The 14656-nt window shown below is 60.6% G+C and carries 7 protein-coding genes; 6 read left to right on the top strand and 1 reads right to left on the bottom strand.

What is annotated here, in order from left to right; translation table 11 throughout:
* Positions 1-123 precede the first annotated feature (123 nt).
* A complete protein-coding gene (locus tag HV783_RS13320; protein ID WP_175189292.1) occupies positions 124-885 on the bottom strand; it encodes a uracil-DNA glycosylase in 762 nt (253 codons plus the stop codon).
* A gap of 274 nt (positions 886-1159) precedes the next feature.
* Between HV783_RS13320 and HV783_RS13315 the strand changes: the two genes are divergently transcribed.
* The 6 genes from HV783_RS13315 to HV783_RS13290 all read left to right on the top strand — a co-directional run bounded on the left by HV783_RS13315 (position 1160) and on the right by HV783_RS13290 (position 14562).
* Entirely contained in the window at positions 1160-2908 is a 1749-nt protein-coding gene (locus HV783_RS13315) for a ShlB/FhaC/HecB family hemolysin secretion/activation protein (RefSeq protein WP_054500350.1), read from the top strand.
* Positions 2909-2979: 71 nt separating this feature from the next.
* Positions 2980-10803, top strand: a complete 7824-nt coding sequence (locus HV783_RS13310) for a hemagglutinin repeat-containing protein (protein ID WP_254603897.1) — start codon at positions 2980-2982, stop codon at positions 10801-10803.
* A complete protein-coding gene (locus HV783_RS13305) occupies positions 10793-11092 on the top strand; it encodes a hypothetical protein (RefSeq protein WP_175189291.1) in 300 nt (99 codons plus the stop codon). Before HV783_RS13310 ends, HV783_RS13305 begins: the two co-directional genes overlap by 11 nt.
* A 666-nt stretch (positions 11093-11758) precedes the next feature.
* Positions 11759-12040: a hypothetical protein gene (locus HV783_RS13300; RefSeq protein WP_175189290.1), complete on the top strand. Its 282-nt coding sequence runs from the start codon at positions 11759-11761 to the stop codon at positions 12038-12040.
* Positions 12041-12317: 277 nt separating this feature from the next.
* The gene (locus tag HV783_RS13295) at positions 12318-13001 is read left to right on the top strand and encodes a hypothetical protein (RefSeq protein WP_175189289.1); all 684 of its coding nucleotides are present in this window, start codon (positions 12318-12320) and stop codon (positions 12999-13001) included.
* 964 nt (positions 13002-13965) lie between these two features.
* Entirely contained in the window at positions 13966-14562 is a 597-nt protein-coding gene (locus HV783_RS13290) for a hypothetical protein (RefSeq protein WP_175189288.1), read from the top strand.
* Positions 14563-14656 lie beyond the last annotated feature (94 nt).

Here is a 14656-nt window from a genome sequence, read left to right as displayed (position 1 = left end):
AGGAAAGGAGGTCAGGAATCGATGATGTTCGGCATGGGGCTGGGCTTGGTTGCCCGGCAGACTGCTGAAATTTCCGCTAAATCAAGGCGGTAAATGCCGAACTCGTTTGGTGCAGTGCGGTGATCATAACCCGAATTCGCCTTGTGCGGGAATTATTTTTTTGTCCAGTCTCCAATCAATAGGGTTTTTCCCTTGGTCGGCCAGCCAGCGGTTGGTCGCCAGGAAGTGGCCACAGCCCAGGAATGGCACGGGCGGACGCCGGGCCGACAGCGGAGAGGGGTGATTGGACATCAGGACCAGATGACCGCTGTTGTCCGGGAGCAACGCCTGCTTGGCCTGGGCATGCGCGCCCCACAGCATGAAAACCTTGGGCGAGGGGTCCTGCGCGACCCGCGCGATCAGGGCGTCCGTCACCGTTTCCCAGCCCCGTTTGGCATGCGACGCCGGTTGGCCGTCTTCCACCGTCAGCGCGGTGTTCAGCAGCAGTACGCCCTGGTCGGCCCACGGACTGAGATCGTTGCCCGCCGGCAGCGGCGTGCCTGGATATTCCTGGGCGATCTCATTGAAGATGTTGCGCAGGCTGGGTGGACGCTTGCAGTCGTCCGGCACGGAAAACGCCAGGCCCTGCGCCTGGCCGGGGCCGTGATAGGGATCCTGTCCCAGGATCACCACCCGCACATCCGACGGCGCCAGCCCGTGCAGCGCACGAAACGGCTCGGCCGGATACACCACCGCGCCTTCGGCCAGGCGCTTTTCCACATGGTCGGTCACGGCCTGCAGTGCGGCGGCGACGCGCGGGGCCTGCAAGGCGGCCTGCCAGGCGGCGGGCAATTGCGCCGTCTGGGTGGCGAGGGCGGAGGGAATCAGGCGGTTATCGATCGGCATGGGCGCGATTTTGGCACAGCGGGGGCAGCATCAGCCCGGCCGGCAAGGCATGGCTTCCGTGCGATTTCAGACCGTTCCCATCGCCAGTGGCGGCAGGACCCGCTAAGTTGTGAGCGTAATGGCATGTAACCGTCTGGCCGCCATTTCCGCCGCTGCATATTTTCGATTGTCGCCAGAAAATCCGTGAAAAAGCTGGCATAAATTGAAATGTGCGCTTAATTAATTCGATTTCCCTCCGTTATGGAAGGAAACCGGCAATTTCAATAAGAAACAAGTGCATACCATCGTATCGCGAAGCCGCCTCCGGCAGAGGCTGCTTCCCTGCCTGGCGCTGTGCGTTTCATCCATCGCCTCCCTGACCTTCCTGCCTCGCCTGGCGGCCCAGTCCTTGCCCGCGGAGGCGGCCTCTCGCGCCAACGACATCCAACGCCGCCAGGAGCAGGAGCTGGATGCCCAGCGGGCCCGCGCCGCCGAACGGCCGGACGTGCTGTCGGCGCCGCCCGCCGTTCCCGGCGAGGGGCCGCTCGTCTTCCCCGAGGAATCACCCTGCTTCACGATCGCCCAGGTGGTCTGGGATGGCGCCGGTCCGCCGACCGCTTTGCGCCGCGCCGCCGACACCACGCTTGGGCAATGCATCGGCGGGCAGGGCCTGCGCGTCCTCCAGGAACACCTGATGGCGCGCCTGATCGACCGCGGCCTGATCACCGCCCGCGTGCTGGTGCCGGAGCAATCGCTGGCCAGCGGCACCCTGACCCTGCGCTACGTGCCCGGCCGCATCTCCGGGGTCAAGAGCGAGGGCGCGCCCGGCTGGTGGCGCACCGCGCTGCCCACCTGGCCGGGCGGCGAGGTCAACCAGCGCGACCTCGACCAGGCGCTGGAAAACATCCGCCGGCTGGCCGGCCAGGCCGACGCTTCCATCGACGTCGCGCCCGGCCCTGAACTGGGCGACTCCGACATCATCATCAAGCCCGGCACGGGCAAGCGCTGGCACGCCTATGTGGGCGGGGACAACGCCGGCATGGAGTCCACCGGCAAGAACCAGGTCAACGCCGGTCTCACGCTGGATTCGCCGCTGTTCCTGTATGACCAGTTGTCGGTCTCCTGGAACAGCAACGCCGACCTGCGCAACAGCGACGCCGGCTCGCGCGCCGCTTCCATCAACTACAGCATCCCGTTCGGCTACTGGACCCTGTTCGCTGGCGCCAGCAAGTCGCGCTACCGCCAGACCGTGGCCGGCTTCGATGAGCCCATCGTCTACGGCGGCACCAGCAAGCAGGTGGAAGCGGGCGTGTCGGTGGTGCCCTACCGCGGCGCCAGCTACAAGGGCACCGCCATGCTGAAGTTCCTGCGCAAGCGTGCCAACAGCACCCTCAACGACATCGACATCGAGGTGCAGCGGCGCGACGTGGTCGGCTACGAGTTCAGCTACGGCCACCGCCAATACATCGACCAGATGGTGCTGGACCTCGGCGGCGGCGTGCGCGGCACGCTGCCGCAGTTCTCCGACCAGCCCGGCTACGTCTACGGCGATCCCGACTGGAACGGCCGCAGCACCATCCTGACGGCCAACGCCGGCCTCTACCTGCCCTTCAAGGTGGCCGGCCAGCAACTGGCCTACCAGGCCAATTGGCAGATCCAGCACGCCAAGACGCCCATCGTGCCCGCGGATTACTTCACCATCGGCAACCGCTATGCGGTGCGCGGCTTCGATGGCCAGATGACGCTCGCCGCGGAAGACGGCTGGACGCTGCGCAATGACCTGTCGCTGAACCTGGGCAACCTGGGGCAGCAACTTTACACGGGCCTGGATGCCGGCCGCGTTGGCGGCCCGGCGGCGCAGTACCTGACCAGCCGCACCCTCGTCGGCGCGGTCGCGGGCCTGCGCGGCCGCATCGCCGTGCCCGGGGTCGCCAATGCGGTCAACGCCAGCTACGACCTGTCGGCCGGCTGGCCGCTGAAAAAGCCCGACAACCTGAAGACCCAAAGCACGGTCTTCGCCGCCACGCTGATGTTCGAGTTCTAGACCGGGCGGGGCCCGTGCGCCCCGGCCGCCGTCCGACAAGTTGCTTCACGCTTACCGAGAGTTGCCTCGCCATGTCCAAGCTTCGCTCCGCAGTTGTCTGGTTGGTCCTGTACACGCAGATCTGGACGCCCGTCCTGGCGCAGACCCTGCCCATCTCCGTCGACAAGAGCGTGACGGGCCAGAAGCCCGTCGTGGGCGTGGCCAACGGCGTACCGGTGGTCAATATCGCGCCGCCGTCGGCCGGCGGCGTCTCGAACAACCGCTTCACCCAGTTCAACGTCGGCCCCTCGGGGGTGGTGCTGAACAACAGCGGCGCGGCCAGCCAGACGCAACTGGCCGGGCAGGTCGCGGGCAACCCGATGCTGGGCAACCAGCGCGCCGCCACCATCCTGAACCAGGTGACGGCGCCCAATCCGTCGCAACTGATGGGCATGCTGGAAGTCGCGGGCAACCGCGCCAACGTGATCGTCGCCAACCCCGCCGGCATCACCTGCAACGGCTGCGGCTTCCTGAACGCCAACCGCGCCACGCTGACCACCGGCAAGCCGGTCATCGGTCCGGATGGCGCACTGGGCTTCGACATCACGGGCGGCCGCCTGGGCATCGAAGGCGCGGGCCTGTACGGCGCCAACCTCAGCCAGCTAGACCTGATGGCGCGCACGCTGGAACTGAATGCCCAAGTCTGGGCCAACAATCTGAACGTGGTCGCGGGAGCGGCGCGCGTCGGCTATGACGGCATCGACGTGTCGGCCCTCACCGGCGCCGGCGCGGGCACCGGCGTGGCGCTGGACGTCGCGGCGCTGGGCGGCATGTATGCCAACAGCATTCGCCTGATCGGCACGGAAGCCGGGGTCGGCGTGAACATCGGCGGCAACCTGGCGGCGCTGACGGGCACACTGACGGTCAGCGCCAACGGCGACGTCCGGATCCAGCCCTCGGGCCGACTGCAGGCCGCCACGAACCTCGCGGTGCAAAGCGCCGGCGACATCGTCAACGACGGCACGGTCGCCGCGGGCGGCGCGCTGGGCTTGAACGCCGCCAAGGTCATCAACAACCAGGCAATGTCCTCGGCTGGCAACGCCAGCATCGTGGCGCGCCGGCTGGAGAACCGCGGCGCGCTCACGGCGGGCTTGCAGGCGGACGGCTCCATCAGTCCGCTCGGCGCCTTGAGCGCGCAGGTGGACCAACTGCTCAACCCCGGCACCCTGGTGGCCGGTGGGGACGCCACCATCACCGCGAACGCGCTGGGGCTGTCGGGCGGCAAGTTCGTCGCCGGGGGCGCATTGCGCGTGGACGCCACGGGCGCGGTCACCAATCGCGGCGGCTCGGTCTATGGCGGCTCCGTGGCCTTGCGCGCGGCCGGCCTGGACAATACGGGCGGCAAACTCACCAGCGGCGCCGCGCTCGACGGCCAGGTGACGGGCGCCATCGACAACACCGGCGGCACGCTGGCCGGCGCCGGCGCGGTGGACCTGCGCGGCAAGTCCGTGGTCAACGCGGCCGGTGGCGTGATCTCGGGCCAGAGCGTGGCGCTGCGCGGCGCCGACGGCATCGACAACCAGGGGGGATCGGTGCAGGCCAACGACGCTTTGCGCGTCGAGACGGCCGGCGCGCTCGACAACCGTGGCGGCAAACTGCTCGGCGGCGCCACCGACATCCAGGCGGCCAGCCTCGACAATCGCAATGGCATCGCCCAGGCCGACGCCAAGCTCGCGGTCAGCAGCGGCGGCGCGATTCAGAACCAGTCAGGCGGCCTGTATGGCGGCACGGTCGGCATCGACGCGGCAAGTCTCGCCAACAGCGGCGGCAAGGTCGCCAGCGGTGGCGAATTGGACCTGAAGACCGTCGGCGCGATCGACAATGCCGGCGGCACCATCGCCGCGCAAGGGCAGGCCGCGCTGAGCGCACAAAGCCTGTCCAACACTCGCGGCATCGTCGCGGCCAGCGGCCTCACGCTCAAGACGCAAGGCACGCTGGACAACAGCGCCGGCCTGATCCAGGCCGACAACGCGCTGGCGCTGACCGCCGGCAGCTTGAAGAACCGCGACACCCTCGCCAACGGCATCGCCGGCGCCGGCAGCACGGCCGCGGGCGCCCTGGGCGTGATGGGCAAGCAGGTCATGCTGGACACCGGATCCATCGACAACCAGTCCGGCCGCATCGGCGCTGGCCAGGACCTGGCCCTGTCCACCGGCGCGCTCGACAATGCGCGCGGCAACGTCTCGTCCGACGCCAATGCGAAGCTCGCCTTCAGCAGCATCACCAACACCGGCGGCGCCCTGACCGCCGGCACCTCGCTGGAGCTGGTCACCGGCAACCTCGACAACGACGGCAAGATCCACTCTGGCCAGGACCTGAAGATCACCGCCAATACGCTGACCAACCGCGCCGGCGGCGAATTGATCGCGGTGCGCAACAACGAACTGATCATCGGCGGCCTGCTGAGCAACGCCGGCCTGATCGACGGCGGCTACACACTCATCAACGCCGGCAATCTTCTCAACACCGGCCGCATCTACGGCGATCGCATCGGCATCAAGACGCCGTTGCTGCAGAACGAACCCAATGCCGTCATCGCCTCGCGCGGCGACATGGACCTGGGCGTGGGCACGCTGACCAATCGCGAGCACGCGTTGATCTACGCCGCGGGCGACCTGCGGCTGGGCGGCACGCTGGACGCCACCGGCAAGGCCGCCGGCCAGGCTGCGCTGTTGTCCAACGAGTCCGCCACCATCGAAGTCGAGCGCAACGCCGACATCGCCGCGGCCAGCATCCAGAACCGTAACCTGCACTTCGCCAGCGAAACCGTCGAGGTCAGCCGCGAAGCCAAGTGGTTCTATCGCCTGGACGGCACCACCGACATCGTCGACGGCGAAGGCATGTGGTTCTGCAACACCGTCAAGTCCATCTGCGGCCGCGACCCGAGCTGGATGGGACAGTATGACGAACGGCGCCTGCTGATGCCGTCGGCACGCTATCCCGAGAGCCAGTATGGGCCGCCGTTCGACTACAGCAACATCCAGGAGGACCAGCAGGGACGAGCGGGTGTCAGCGCGCCGATCGGCCCGGCATACTTTCCCGAGAGCTATGACTGCGGCGGCGGTGACGCTGGCAATTGCTATACCACCCCCGCTCAGTTCCTCTACAAGCCGGACGCCAAGATCTGGTCCGTATTCGAAGTGGAACGCCCCAGCGGCATCCGACGGCCGCCGTCGCCCGACAGTTGCGGCTGGCGCTGCCCCGACGACCTGGCCCAGCAACAGGCCCAGTACGATCACGACCTGGAGCTGTACGAAACGCTGAACGACAAGATCAAGGCCTTCAACGCCGACTTCCGCAACAGCCGCATGATCAAGGACTTCACCTTCTATCAGGTGACCGAGATCACGCGCGAGACCCGCATCACGCAGAGCGATCCGGGCAAGATCATCGTCGGCGGCAATGCCCGCCTGTCGGGCAACATCGTCAACGACAAGAGCCGCATCCTCGCCGGCGGTACCTTGAAGACCGAGGGCGGCACGCTGAGCAACGTCGGCGCCGAGGGACTGCGCACGGTCGATCGTGTCGGCACCATGGCCTACACCTACGAGAAGAACGACTCCCGCAAGTACAACCGCTCCGACTACAACGCCACCGTCCTGGCCGAACGCATCGAGACCGGCCTGGGCGACGCGAAGGGCGGCGCCGCGGTCGCGCCGTCCGGCCAGACGCCCGGCGCCAGCACCGTCGTCCAGGCGCTGCCGCCGGCGACCCTGACGCGCATCACGCTGCCGGGCAACCAGACCATCGCCGTCGTGGTGCTGCCGCCGACCATTCCGACCAGCAAGCTGTACCAGGTCATCACGGCGCCCAACGCGCCCTACCTGATCGCCACCGACAGCCAGTTCATCGGCTCGCGCAGCGTGGTGTCCAGCGACTTCCTGCTGGAGAAACTGAACCAGGACCCCGGCCATATCCTCAAGCGCCTGGGCGACGGCTTTTATGAACAGAAGCAGGTCGCCGAGCAGGTCATGCTGGCCAGCGGCCAGCGCTTCGTCGGCGACTACACCGACAACGAAACCCAGTACAAGGCGCTGCTGTCTGCCGGCGCCGACTTCGCCAACAAGTTCGGCCTGGCGGTGGGCACCGCGCTGACCGAAGAGCAGATGCGTCACCTGACCAGCGACATCGTCTGGATGGTGGAGCAGACCGTGACGCTGCCCGACGGCACGCAGCAGAAGGTGCTGGCCCCGCAGGTCTACCTGGCCGTCAAACCGGGCGACCTGCGCGGCGACGGCACGCTGATCGCCGGCCGTGACACGCAGATCAGCGCGACGGGCGATGTGGACAACAGCGGCACGATCGGCGCGCGCAACGCGTTGGTGGTCGATGCGCAGAACGTGCGCAACACCGTGGGCACGATCCAGGGCAAGACCGTCAACCTGAATGCGCGTAACGACATCGACAACCTGGCGGGGCTGCTCAAGGGCGATGCGGTCGCGCTGACGGCGGGCCGCGACGTCAACCTGACTTCCAGCACGCAATCGAATGTTCGCGGCGGCATCAGCAACACCATCATTGACGGGGTGGCGCGAGTCGATGCCGGCACGTTGAACGTGCAGGCGGGCCGCGACGTCAACGCGCAGGCCGCGGCCATCGCCGCCACCGGCGACGCCAGCATCCGCGCCGGCAACGACATCAACCTGACTGCCGCCGGCACGAGTTACGGGGAGTCGTTCAACTTCGGCAAGAAGAACCGGTCGGAGATGCGTACGACGGAAGATATCGGTACGCAGATTGCCGCTGGTGGCAACCTCACGCTGATGGCTGTGCAGGATATCAACGCCATCGCCGCGCAGGTCTCGTCGGAAAAGCAATTGGCCGTTGGCGCGGGGCGCGACATCAATGTGCTGGCGGGGGATGCCAGCGGATACACGTACAACGAGATCTACTACAAGACCAAAGGCTTCCTTTCCAGCAAGACGACGCATCGCATCCGCGAAACGGAGTGGACCAAAGGCGTAAGTTCGACTTTTGGCGGCGACACGGTCGCGATGCTGGCAGGGCGCGACATGACTGTCGTCGGTTCGAACATCGTCGGTGACCGCGATGTCGAGATCGCGGTTGGCAGAGATCTGCAGGTTCTGGCGAAGGACGAAACCTACAAGGACTACCAGTACGAGAAGATCAAGAAGTCGGGTTTTGGTGGGGGCGGTGGATTCAGCATCGGCTACAACAAGCAGGAACGCACCGACTGGATGAAAGGAGCCAGCGGTGGCTATTCGGCGAGCACGATCGGCAGTGCCGGCGGCAACCTCACCATCGACGCAGGACGCGATGTCGGCATCATGGCGAGCAACCTGCTTGCCCAGGACGGCAATATCTCCATTGTCGGCAGCAACGTCGCCATCATTGCCGGCGTGGGTGAAGCGCGCCAGCATGAGTATCACGAGTTCAAGCAGTCCGGCCTGACCATTGGCGTGGCAGGCGGCATGTTGGGCGCGGCCCAGCAGATTCAGGGCACCCTGCAGCAAGCGGGCGACGCCAAGAGCGGCAGGCTGGCCGCGGTCAAGGTAGGGCAGGCGGCCTATCAGGCAGTGCAGGCCAATCGGATGATGGATGCGGCAAAGGCGGACAAGGCGTCGGTAGCGCAGAAGGAAGCCGCCAGCGCCCAGATCCAGATCAGCCTTGGTTCCAGCAAGTCTGTCAGCGAAACGAAGCGTACTCAGGAAACCGCCTTCGGCTCTTCCGTCATGGCGGGCGGGAATATCTCCATCATCGCTTTGGGCGAAAAGGGCGTTGCCGGCTCGGGCAATCTCTCCATCATCGGCAGCGACTTGGCCGGCAAGAATGTACTGCTGGCGGCCACCAATGACCTGATGCTGCAAAGTCAGGCTCAGACATCCACGGAAGTCTCCACCAACAAGAACAGCGGCTGGAAGGTGGGTGTCGGCATCGGTGTCTCTGATAGTGGTAGCGGTGGCGGCATCAATATCTTTGCCAGCGGCTATGTCGGAAGCGGCAACGCCAAAGGTAATGGCACGACGTATCGCGAGACCCAGGTCAGCGCGCGCGACAACCTGACGCTGATTTCTGGCCGGGACACCGTGCTGGAGGGTGCCCAGGCGCGCGCGGACAGCATCCGCGCCGATATCGGTCGCAACCTGATTTTGGCGAGCCAGCAGGATTCGGACCGTTATGACGCCAAGCAGAAGCAGGCCAATGCGGGGGCAAGTTTCAGTTTTGGGTCGATGACGGGCAATGCGTATCTTGGTGCGAGTATTGGCAAGACCAAGTCCAACTATGACAGCGTGGTCGAGCAGACAGGCCTATTTGCGGGCTCCGGAGGTTACGACATCTACGTTGGAAAGCACACGCAGTTGAACGGTGCCGTCATCGCTAGCGACGCGGATGCCACGAAAAACTGGCTGTCCACCGAGACCTTGGGGTTCAGCAACCTGCATAACAAGGCGGACTACAAGTCGACCACGGTCGGTATCAACCTGGGCATGTCTGGCGCGTTCGACAAACCGAACAAGGGCGATGCCTTGGGTGGCGGTCCGTCGGGTTTGAGCTTCGGAAGCACAAGCGGTAGTGAATCAGGTACGACACGCGCGGCTGTGTCGGCGGGTACGATCGAGGTGCGCTTGGATAAGGACACAGGTAGGGATAGCACGGCCGGGCTGAGCCGTGACACCGAGGGGGCGAACGGCAGTATTGGGAAGATCTTCGATAAGGACAAGGTTCGCGAGCAACTGGAGTTCCAGCAGGCGTTTGGGCAGCTGGGGATGCAGATTGCGGGCGACGTAACCAAAAAACTCGCGAAGGACAATCCCGAAATCTGGGGCGAAGGAAAAGTTGGAAAAATCGCCGTTCACTCCATTGTCGCGGCGGCGGGAGCTGCACTGGGCGGGGGAAATGTTGCAGGCGCGATTAGCGGGACAATTGCAGGTGATTTAGCCTCGGCTGCGTTCAAGGATGCAATAGATGAAGCGATGAGTGGTTTGCCCCCTGCCATTCAGAGGGAGGTGGCTAATATCGCCCTGAATGCCCTGGCGGGTGCGGCCGGTGGTTTGGCGGGTGGCGTCAGCGGTGCCGGTGCGGCCCTGTCTGCGGATATGTTCAATCGTCAGCTTCATCCCGACGAAAAAGAACTTGCTAAGAAATTGGCGCTAGAGGCAAAGAATGTAGGATATGACGTGACTGTCGAGCAGATTGAAACGCAGTTGCGCAGGATGGATGTGACGTTACTGGATGGGGAGACTCATGCAGGAACTGCAGCTGTTGTGATAGGCGACGATGGGATATTCGACAAGGCCACCAATTTTGTTCTGGTCGGTCGTGCTGAGGACGGCAGGAACATCTGGATGGAAGTCCCGTCGCCAGCTGACAGGCAGCTACAGGAATTCATCGTGGCCAATGCTAACGGGCGGGACATCCCTACGGGGCTGAACTACAGGCTCGAACCGGATCGCACGAACCACTGGGATAACTTTGCATCGCCTGGATCCACGGTGAAGTCCTCATCTGGCGTCTCGCGATACTGCGTAACCGCTGAATGCGCTGCGGGCTTGGCAAGGGTAATGAGCGCCGCTGACTATGAAGATCGTCGCAACCAGAATGCGGATGTAATTGCATACTTGGCCAAAGCAAATGGCCGGTTTGGCGCTATGGCGGGTACGCTCGGGAATGTGCCAAGCCCATACGCTGCGATATTTCAAGGGGCAGCGAAGGGATCCGATATCAGCGGATTGCTATTGGGCGGATTGGAGCAGATGATTAGGCCGAATCTCAAAGCTTCGGCAGTTGGGGGGGGCGTCGATCTGGCCGTGAGAGGAGCTGGTGCAATTGCGCCAAATGGAGCTATTCTGTTTAATGAAATTGGTGAATACCTGAAAACGAGATATGCGAATTAATTCCAATTCGATTGTTGATGCACTTTATAGAAGTTTTATTAAAGAGGGAAATATTGCTCCCGTTTATCGATATTCATTATTAGCGATTGGAGTGGCGATTATTTTTCTTGATTTTGAGGTGTGGAATACAGGTTGGTTTTTTTTATTTGGTCTTATTTTTGCTTCGATTGGAGGGTATTCCGCACGTGCGGCTCAGTTGAATATTCGTCCCTTTGATCGAGCGCCTTATCCGTCGGGATGGCTTAAATCCAGAAAAAAAGAGCGGATGGATGACGAGGGGGATAATTAGAAGTATGTGGCGATAATCCTTTATGGCATTGTTGTTAAGCAAGAGAGCGGTTGGTAGTGCTTAAATCGACTGAAGTAACGATCGATCGATAAAGGCTGATACGTCTGCCCCTCTTGTGCTTGAAGAAAGTCGAGTTTTTTGGGGGGCATCTGTCGAAACTGGAGCGATTGCTCTTGGGTGTTGCGCAGGTGTTGGATATGGGAATGACACAGGCGTTGGGTTACCTTCGTTTAGATGGAGATTCCGTGAAAATAAAAATATCGCGCAGCGTGATGTTCCTTTGGATTATCTTTTGGTCGATGTTGATGGTTTATTTGATCTGTAGGGCTCCTAGAGATGTAGCGCCATCTCGAAAAAAATGAGTGATCTAGCTAATTTAGTGAAATTAAAGAACGGGATAGTTTTGTCAGAAGATAAATTTGTTAAGCCGGGGGGGCGGTGGTGCAAATGGTTTTGAAGTTCTCGGCAGCCGACTGGTCTACTGATGTCAAAGCTAGAAATGAGAGAATTTTCGAAAGCACTGGCGCGGTCGATATGTCCATACCGGGTAAAAATATCTTCTGTCGCGGGCGCGAGCAGTACGAAATCAAGTCGCCCAAAAATAATGGGTTTGCGACGTATTCCATATTCATGAAGTACCCGGGGTCTGTATATGCAGATTAAGCTATGAATAAATTTACGGAAATGATGCGTCGAATTTTTATGCGTGATGACAATATTAAGCCCTTATACATATATTTATTTTCAATATGTGGTGCCGCTCTTTTTTTTGCAGATATAAAAATTTGGAATACAGGCTGGGTTTGGTGCATCGGCTTTGTTGTGGCCTTGGTGGGTGGATATTCCGCTCGGGCGGCGCAATTGAAGATTCGCCCTTTCTCCCCTGCACCCTATCCGCGAGGATGGCTAAAGTCGAGGAGGAAGAAGCGACCGGCGGATGAGGAGTGATATGCCTATCGCCTTTGCGTCTGGAGGAATCTACCGTTGCGATAGCCGAAGCTGTCGGCTGAAAGTGCGGTAATAGTCAGTGAAAGTGCATGCCTAAAAAAACGAGAGTAGTGTTATTAGGTTTCCTTAAATTACTCTCGGTGTGGTTTCAAAAATTTACGCCTCGGTTGGAAAAATAGGATCTGGATTGAGTGGATGATCTGGATGTTAATTGTGCAAGCTCTAGATTTTTCGCTACGAATAATTTTCTCCATCTTGTTTTGGATTAAAAGTTTCCATGATGTCCTATTTAAAAAAGATTGTTGCTTTCGCTACACTGTCGTTGACGTCAGGCTGCTCCTTCATCATGGGTTCGCCTCCGAAGGCTCTCGCCTCCAACCCTGAGCCTGGCGAAGTCATCACTCCCGTGCTGATCTACACCTCCGATTGCAATTATCAGAAGGAAATCGACGACACGGGTTGGATTGGTGCCGGCACAGCATTGCCAGCGTCATACGCGGCCGAGGCCGTCTGCAATGCGCTGAATGCCGAGCTACCTGGCGCCATGGACGCCGCGGGTATCAAAGCGACGTTCAGGCTGCGCAAGGTTGATCCGAAGTCCGCTCGTCCATCGACCTTGAAAGAAGAGGCTGCGACGATCGGTGCAAAGTACGTGATTGCATTGGGCGAACCCAATGGTTTCGGCGGCTATCAACAGTACGGCCCTTCCGTCGGCATCAAGGTGCGGTTGTATGACGCCGTTTCAGGCGAGTACCGGGGCTGGGCGGATGATACCTATCCGATTTCCTTACGTGACTATTCCAACCGTGGGCCGGCCAAGGATGGGCTGCGTATCGCGGCGGACTTTGCCAATCGATTGGCCCGCACGATGCGCCAGCGGTGCGTGGAGGCCTACCCCTACCAGTGCACTCAGTCCGGCTTGCTGCGACTGGCAGAGCCTCACGATGCCTACGGAAGATGAATTTCTTCTATCCTGAACTTGAAGGTACTACGAGGGCCGCCGTGCCGCCCGTTGGGATATGCAAATTAATTCCATTTAGAAAGGTCTCGAGATGAGCCTTTATGACGCAGTCATCGCTGACGGGAATTTCAGACGTTGGTTTCGAGCGTTATTGATATGGGTGGGAGTTGTCTTGATCGTGCTCGGGCTGAGATTTGATATCTATCTTCTCGCTCTGATTGGAGTAATTATTGGATCTGTAGGCATGTACGCGGCGAAGGCAGCTATGGTAAATGTCAGGCCATTCAAAGAAGAATATAAAAATAATAAAAGATAAATCTAAGGTAAAAATTTTTAGCTTGGAGATTTATTTTTAGGGCAAGGACGCCTTGTCTGCCGCCAGGTCCACCGATGCGATCACTTCGTTACCCAACCAATCTGAATTATTTCAATGCTCAATGAACCGACTAATTTTTGCCGTGTTTGTGGTTTGGAGCAGCCCTATCCTCAATATGGGGAGGATGGGCATGTGCCAACGTTTGAAATATGCTCCTGCTGTGGGGTGGAATTTGGCTATGAAGACATCGCCATTGCAGGGATCGTAGGGTTTAGAAGCGCTTGGATAGCAAGAGGGAAGGAATGGTTTCGTACAGACAAGAAGCCAAAAGGTTGGTCTTGGGAAAGACAGAAAGAACGGATACCTGATGTTTTCAAGTAATTAATATGTGCAAAAGGATCGGCGGCCACTCTTTAGAGTTTCGGCGGGTGCGCTGCTAATGACCTTGTCGCCGCATAAAACCATTGCGCGCCCTTGAAATTAAGGCGCTGGTGACCAAAAAAACCTAGCGCTATGTTCCGCTATTCTTATTAGTAATGTCTCAGGTTTTCTAAGACGCTTCCTATATCGATTGATTCCTAATACCCGGTAAGTTATTGGCGTTGTGGCGCCGGGTAGGTGAGGGTGTGGCCGGGTTGGGAATCAGAGATGAAGAAGTCAGTTCTTATTGCAGTACTAGTTCTTAGCGGATGCGCGGTTCAACAGCCCACGCCGAAGTATGAACTCGATAAACAGGCCAATCGGGCGGCAATCCAGTCGGGTAAGAAGGTGGAGATCTTCTATCACCCGGACGAATTCGCCGTGGTAGATCTTGGTGGCTCCAAGTCGGTCGGTCTGCTTGGAATTCTGGGGCCAGTAGGCTTGTTGGTGGGTATGGCCGCCGATGCGGCGCACAAACTGGATGCCGGTTCGCGCACCGAGCGACGTTCCGAAGAGTTCTCCAAATTGATTGCCGATAATCTGCCCAACGAAAGCATCAACCGGGCCTTTGCCATGCTTCTTGGTGAACAGCTCGAGAAGGATGGCCGACAGGTGAGGATCACCCGTGTGGCGCGACCCCACGGTAGCGATGACCTGGCATTGAGCACGTCGGATGACTTGGTTCCCACGCCCGGTTACATGCAACTGCTATTGCGCTTGAGCGTGGGGTACGGTGCGACTTCCGCGACGGCCTCCTACATGCCGATGACCATCATCGAATATGCGTTGAAGGACGCGGAAGGAAAAGCTGTAATGACCCAGTGAAAACCTGCTCACGTCATAATCGAGGGAATTGACGATGAGCATGAAGATGGAAGACGACATCAAACGCTGGACGGCCAAGCGCAAGAGCGCGCTA

It is taken from the genome of Achromobacter dolens, from assembly GCF_902859745.1.
GTDB lineage: Bacteria > Pseudomonadota > Gammaproteobacteria > Burkholderiales > Burkholderiaceae_B > Achromobacter > Achromobacter dolens.
This window is presented reverse-complemented; position numbering and strand designations above follow the sequence as displayed.

What these genes read in the sequence shown, in the direction of transcription:
- HV783_RS13320 (WP_175189292.1), bottom strand. Translation starts at nt 885, where the DNA reads ATGCCGATCGATAACCGCCTGATTCCCTCCGCCCTCGCCACCCAGACG.
- HV783_RS13310 (WP_254603897.1), top strand. Translation starts at nt 2,980, where the DNA reads ATGTCCAAGCTTCGCTCCGCAGTTGTCTGGTTGGTCCTGTACACGCAG.
- HV783_RS13305 (WP_175189291.1), top strand. Translation starts at nt 10,793, where the DNA reads ATGCGAATTAATTCCAATTCGATTGTTGATGCACTTTATAGAAGTTTT.
- HV783_RS13300 (WP_175189290.1), top strand. Translation starts at nt 11,759, where the DNA reads ATGAATAAATTTACGGAAATGATGCGTCGAATTTTTATGCGTGATGAC.
- HV783_RS13295 (WP_175189289.1), top strand. Translation starts at nt 12,318, where the DNA reads ATGATGTCCTATTTAAAAAAGATTGTTGCTTTCGCTACACTGTCGTTG.
- HV783_RS13290 (WP_175189288.1), top strand. Translation starts at nt 13,966, where the DNA reads ATGAAGAAGTCAGTTCTTATTGCAGTACTAGTTCTTAGCGGATGCGCG.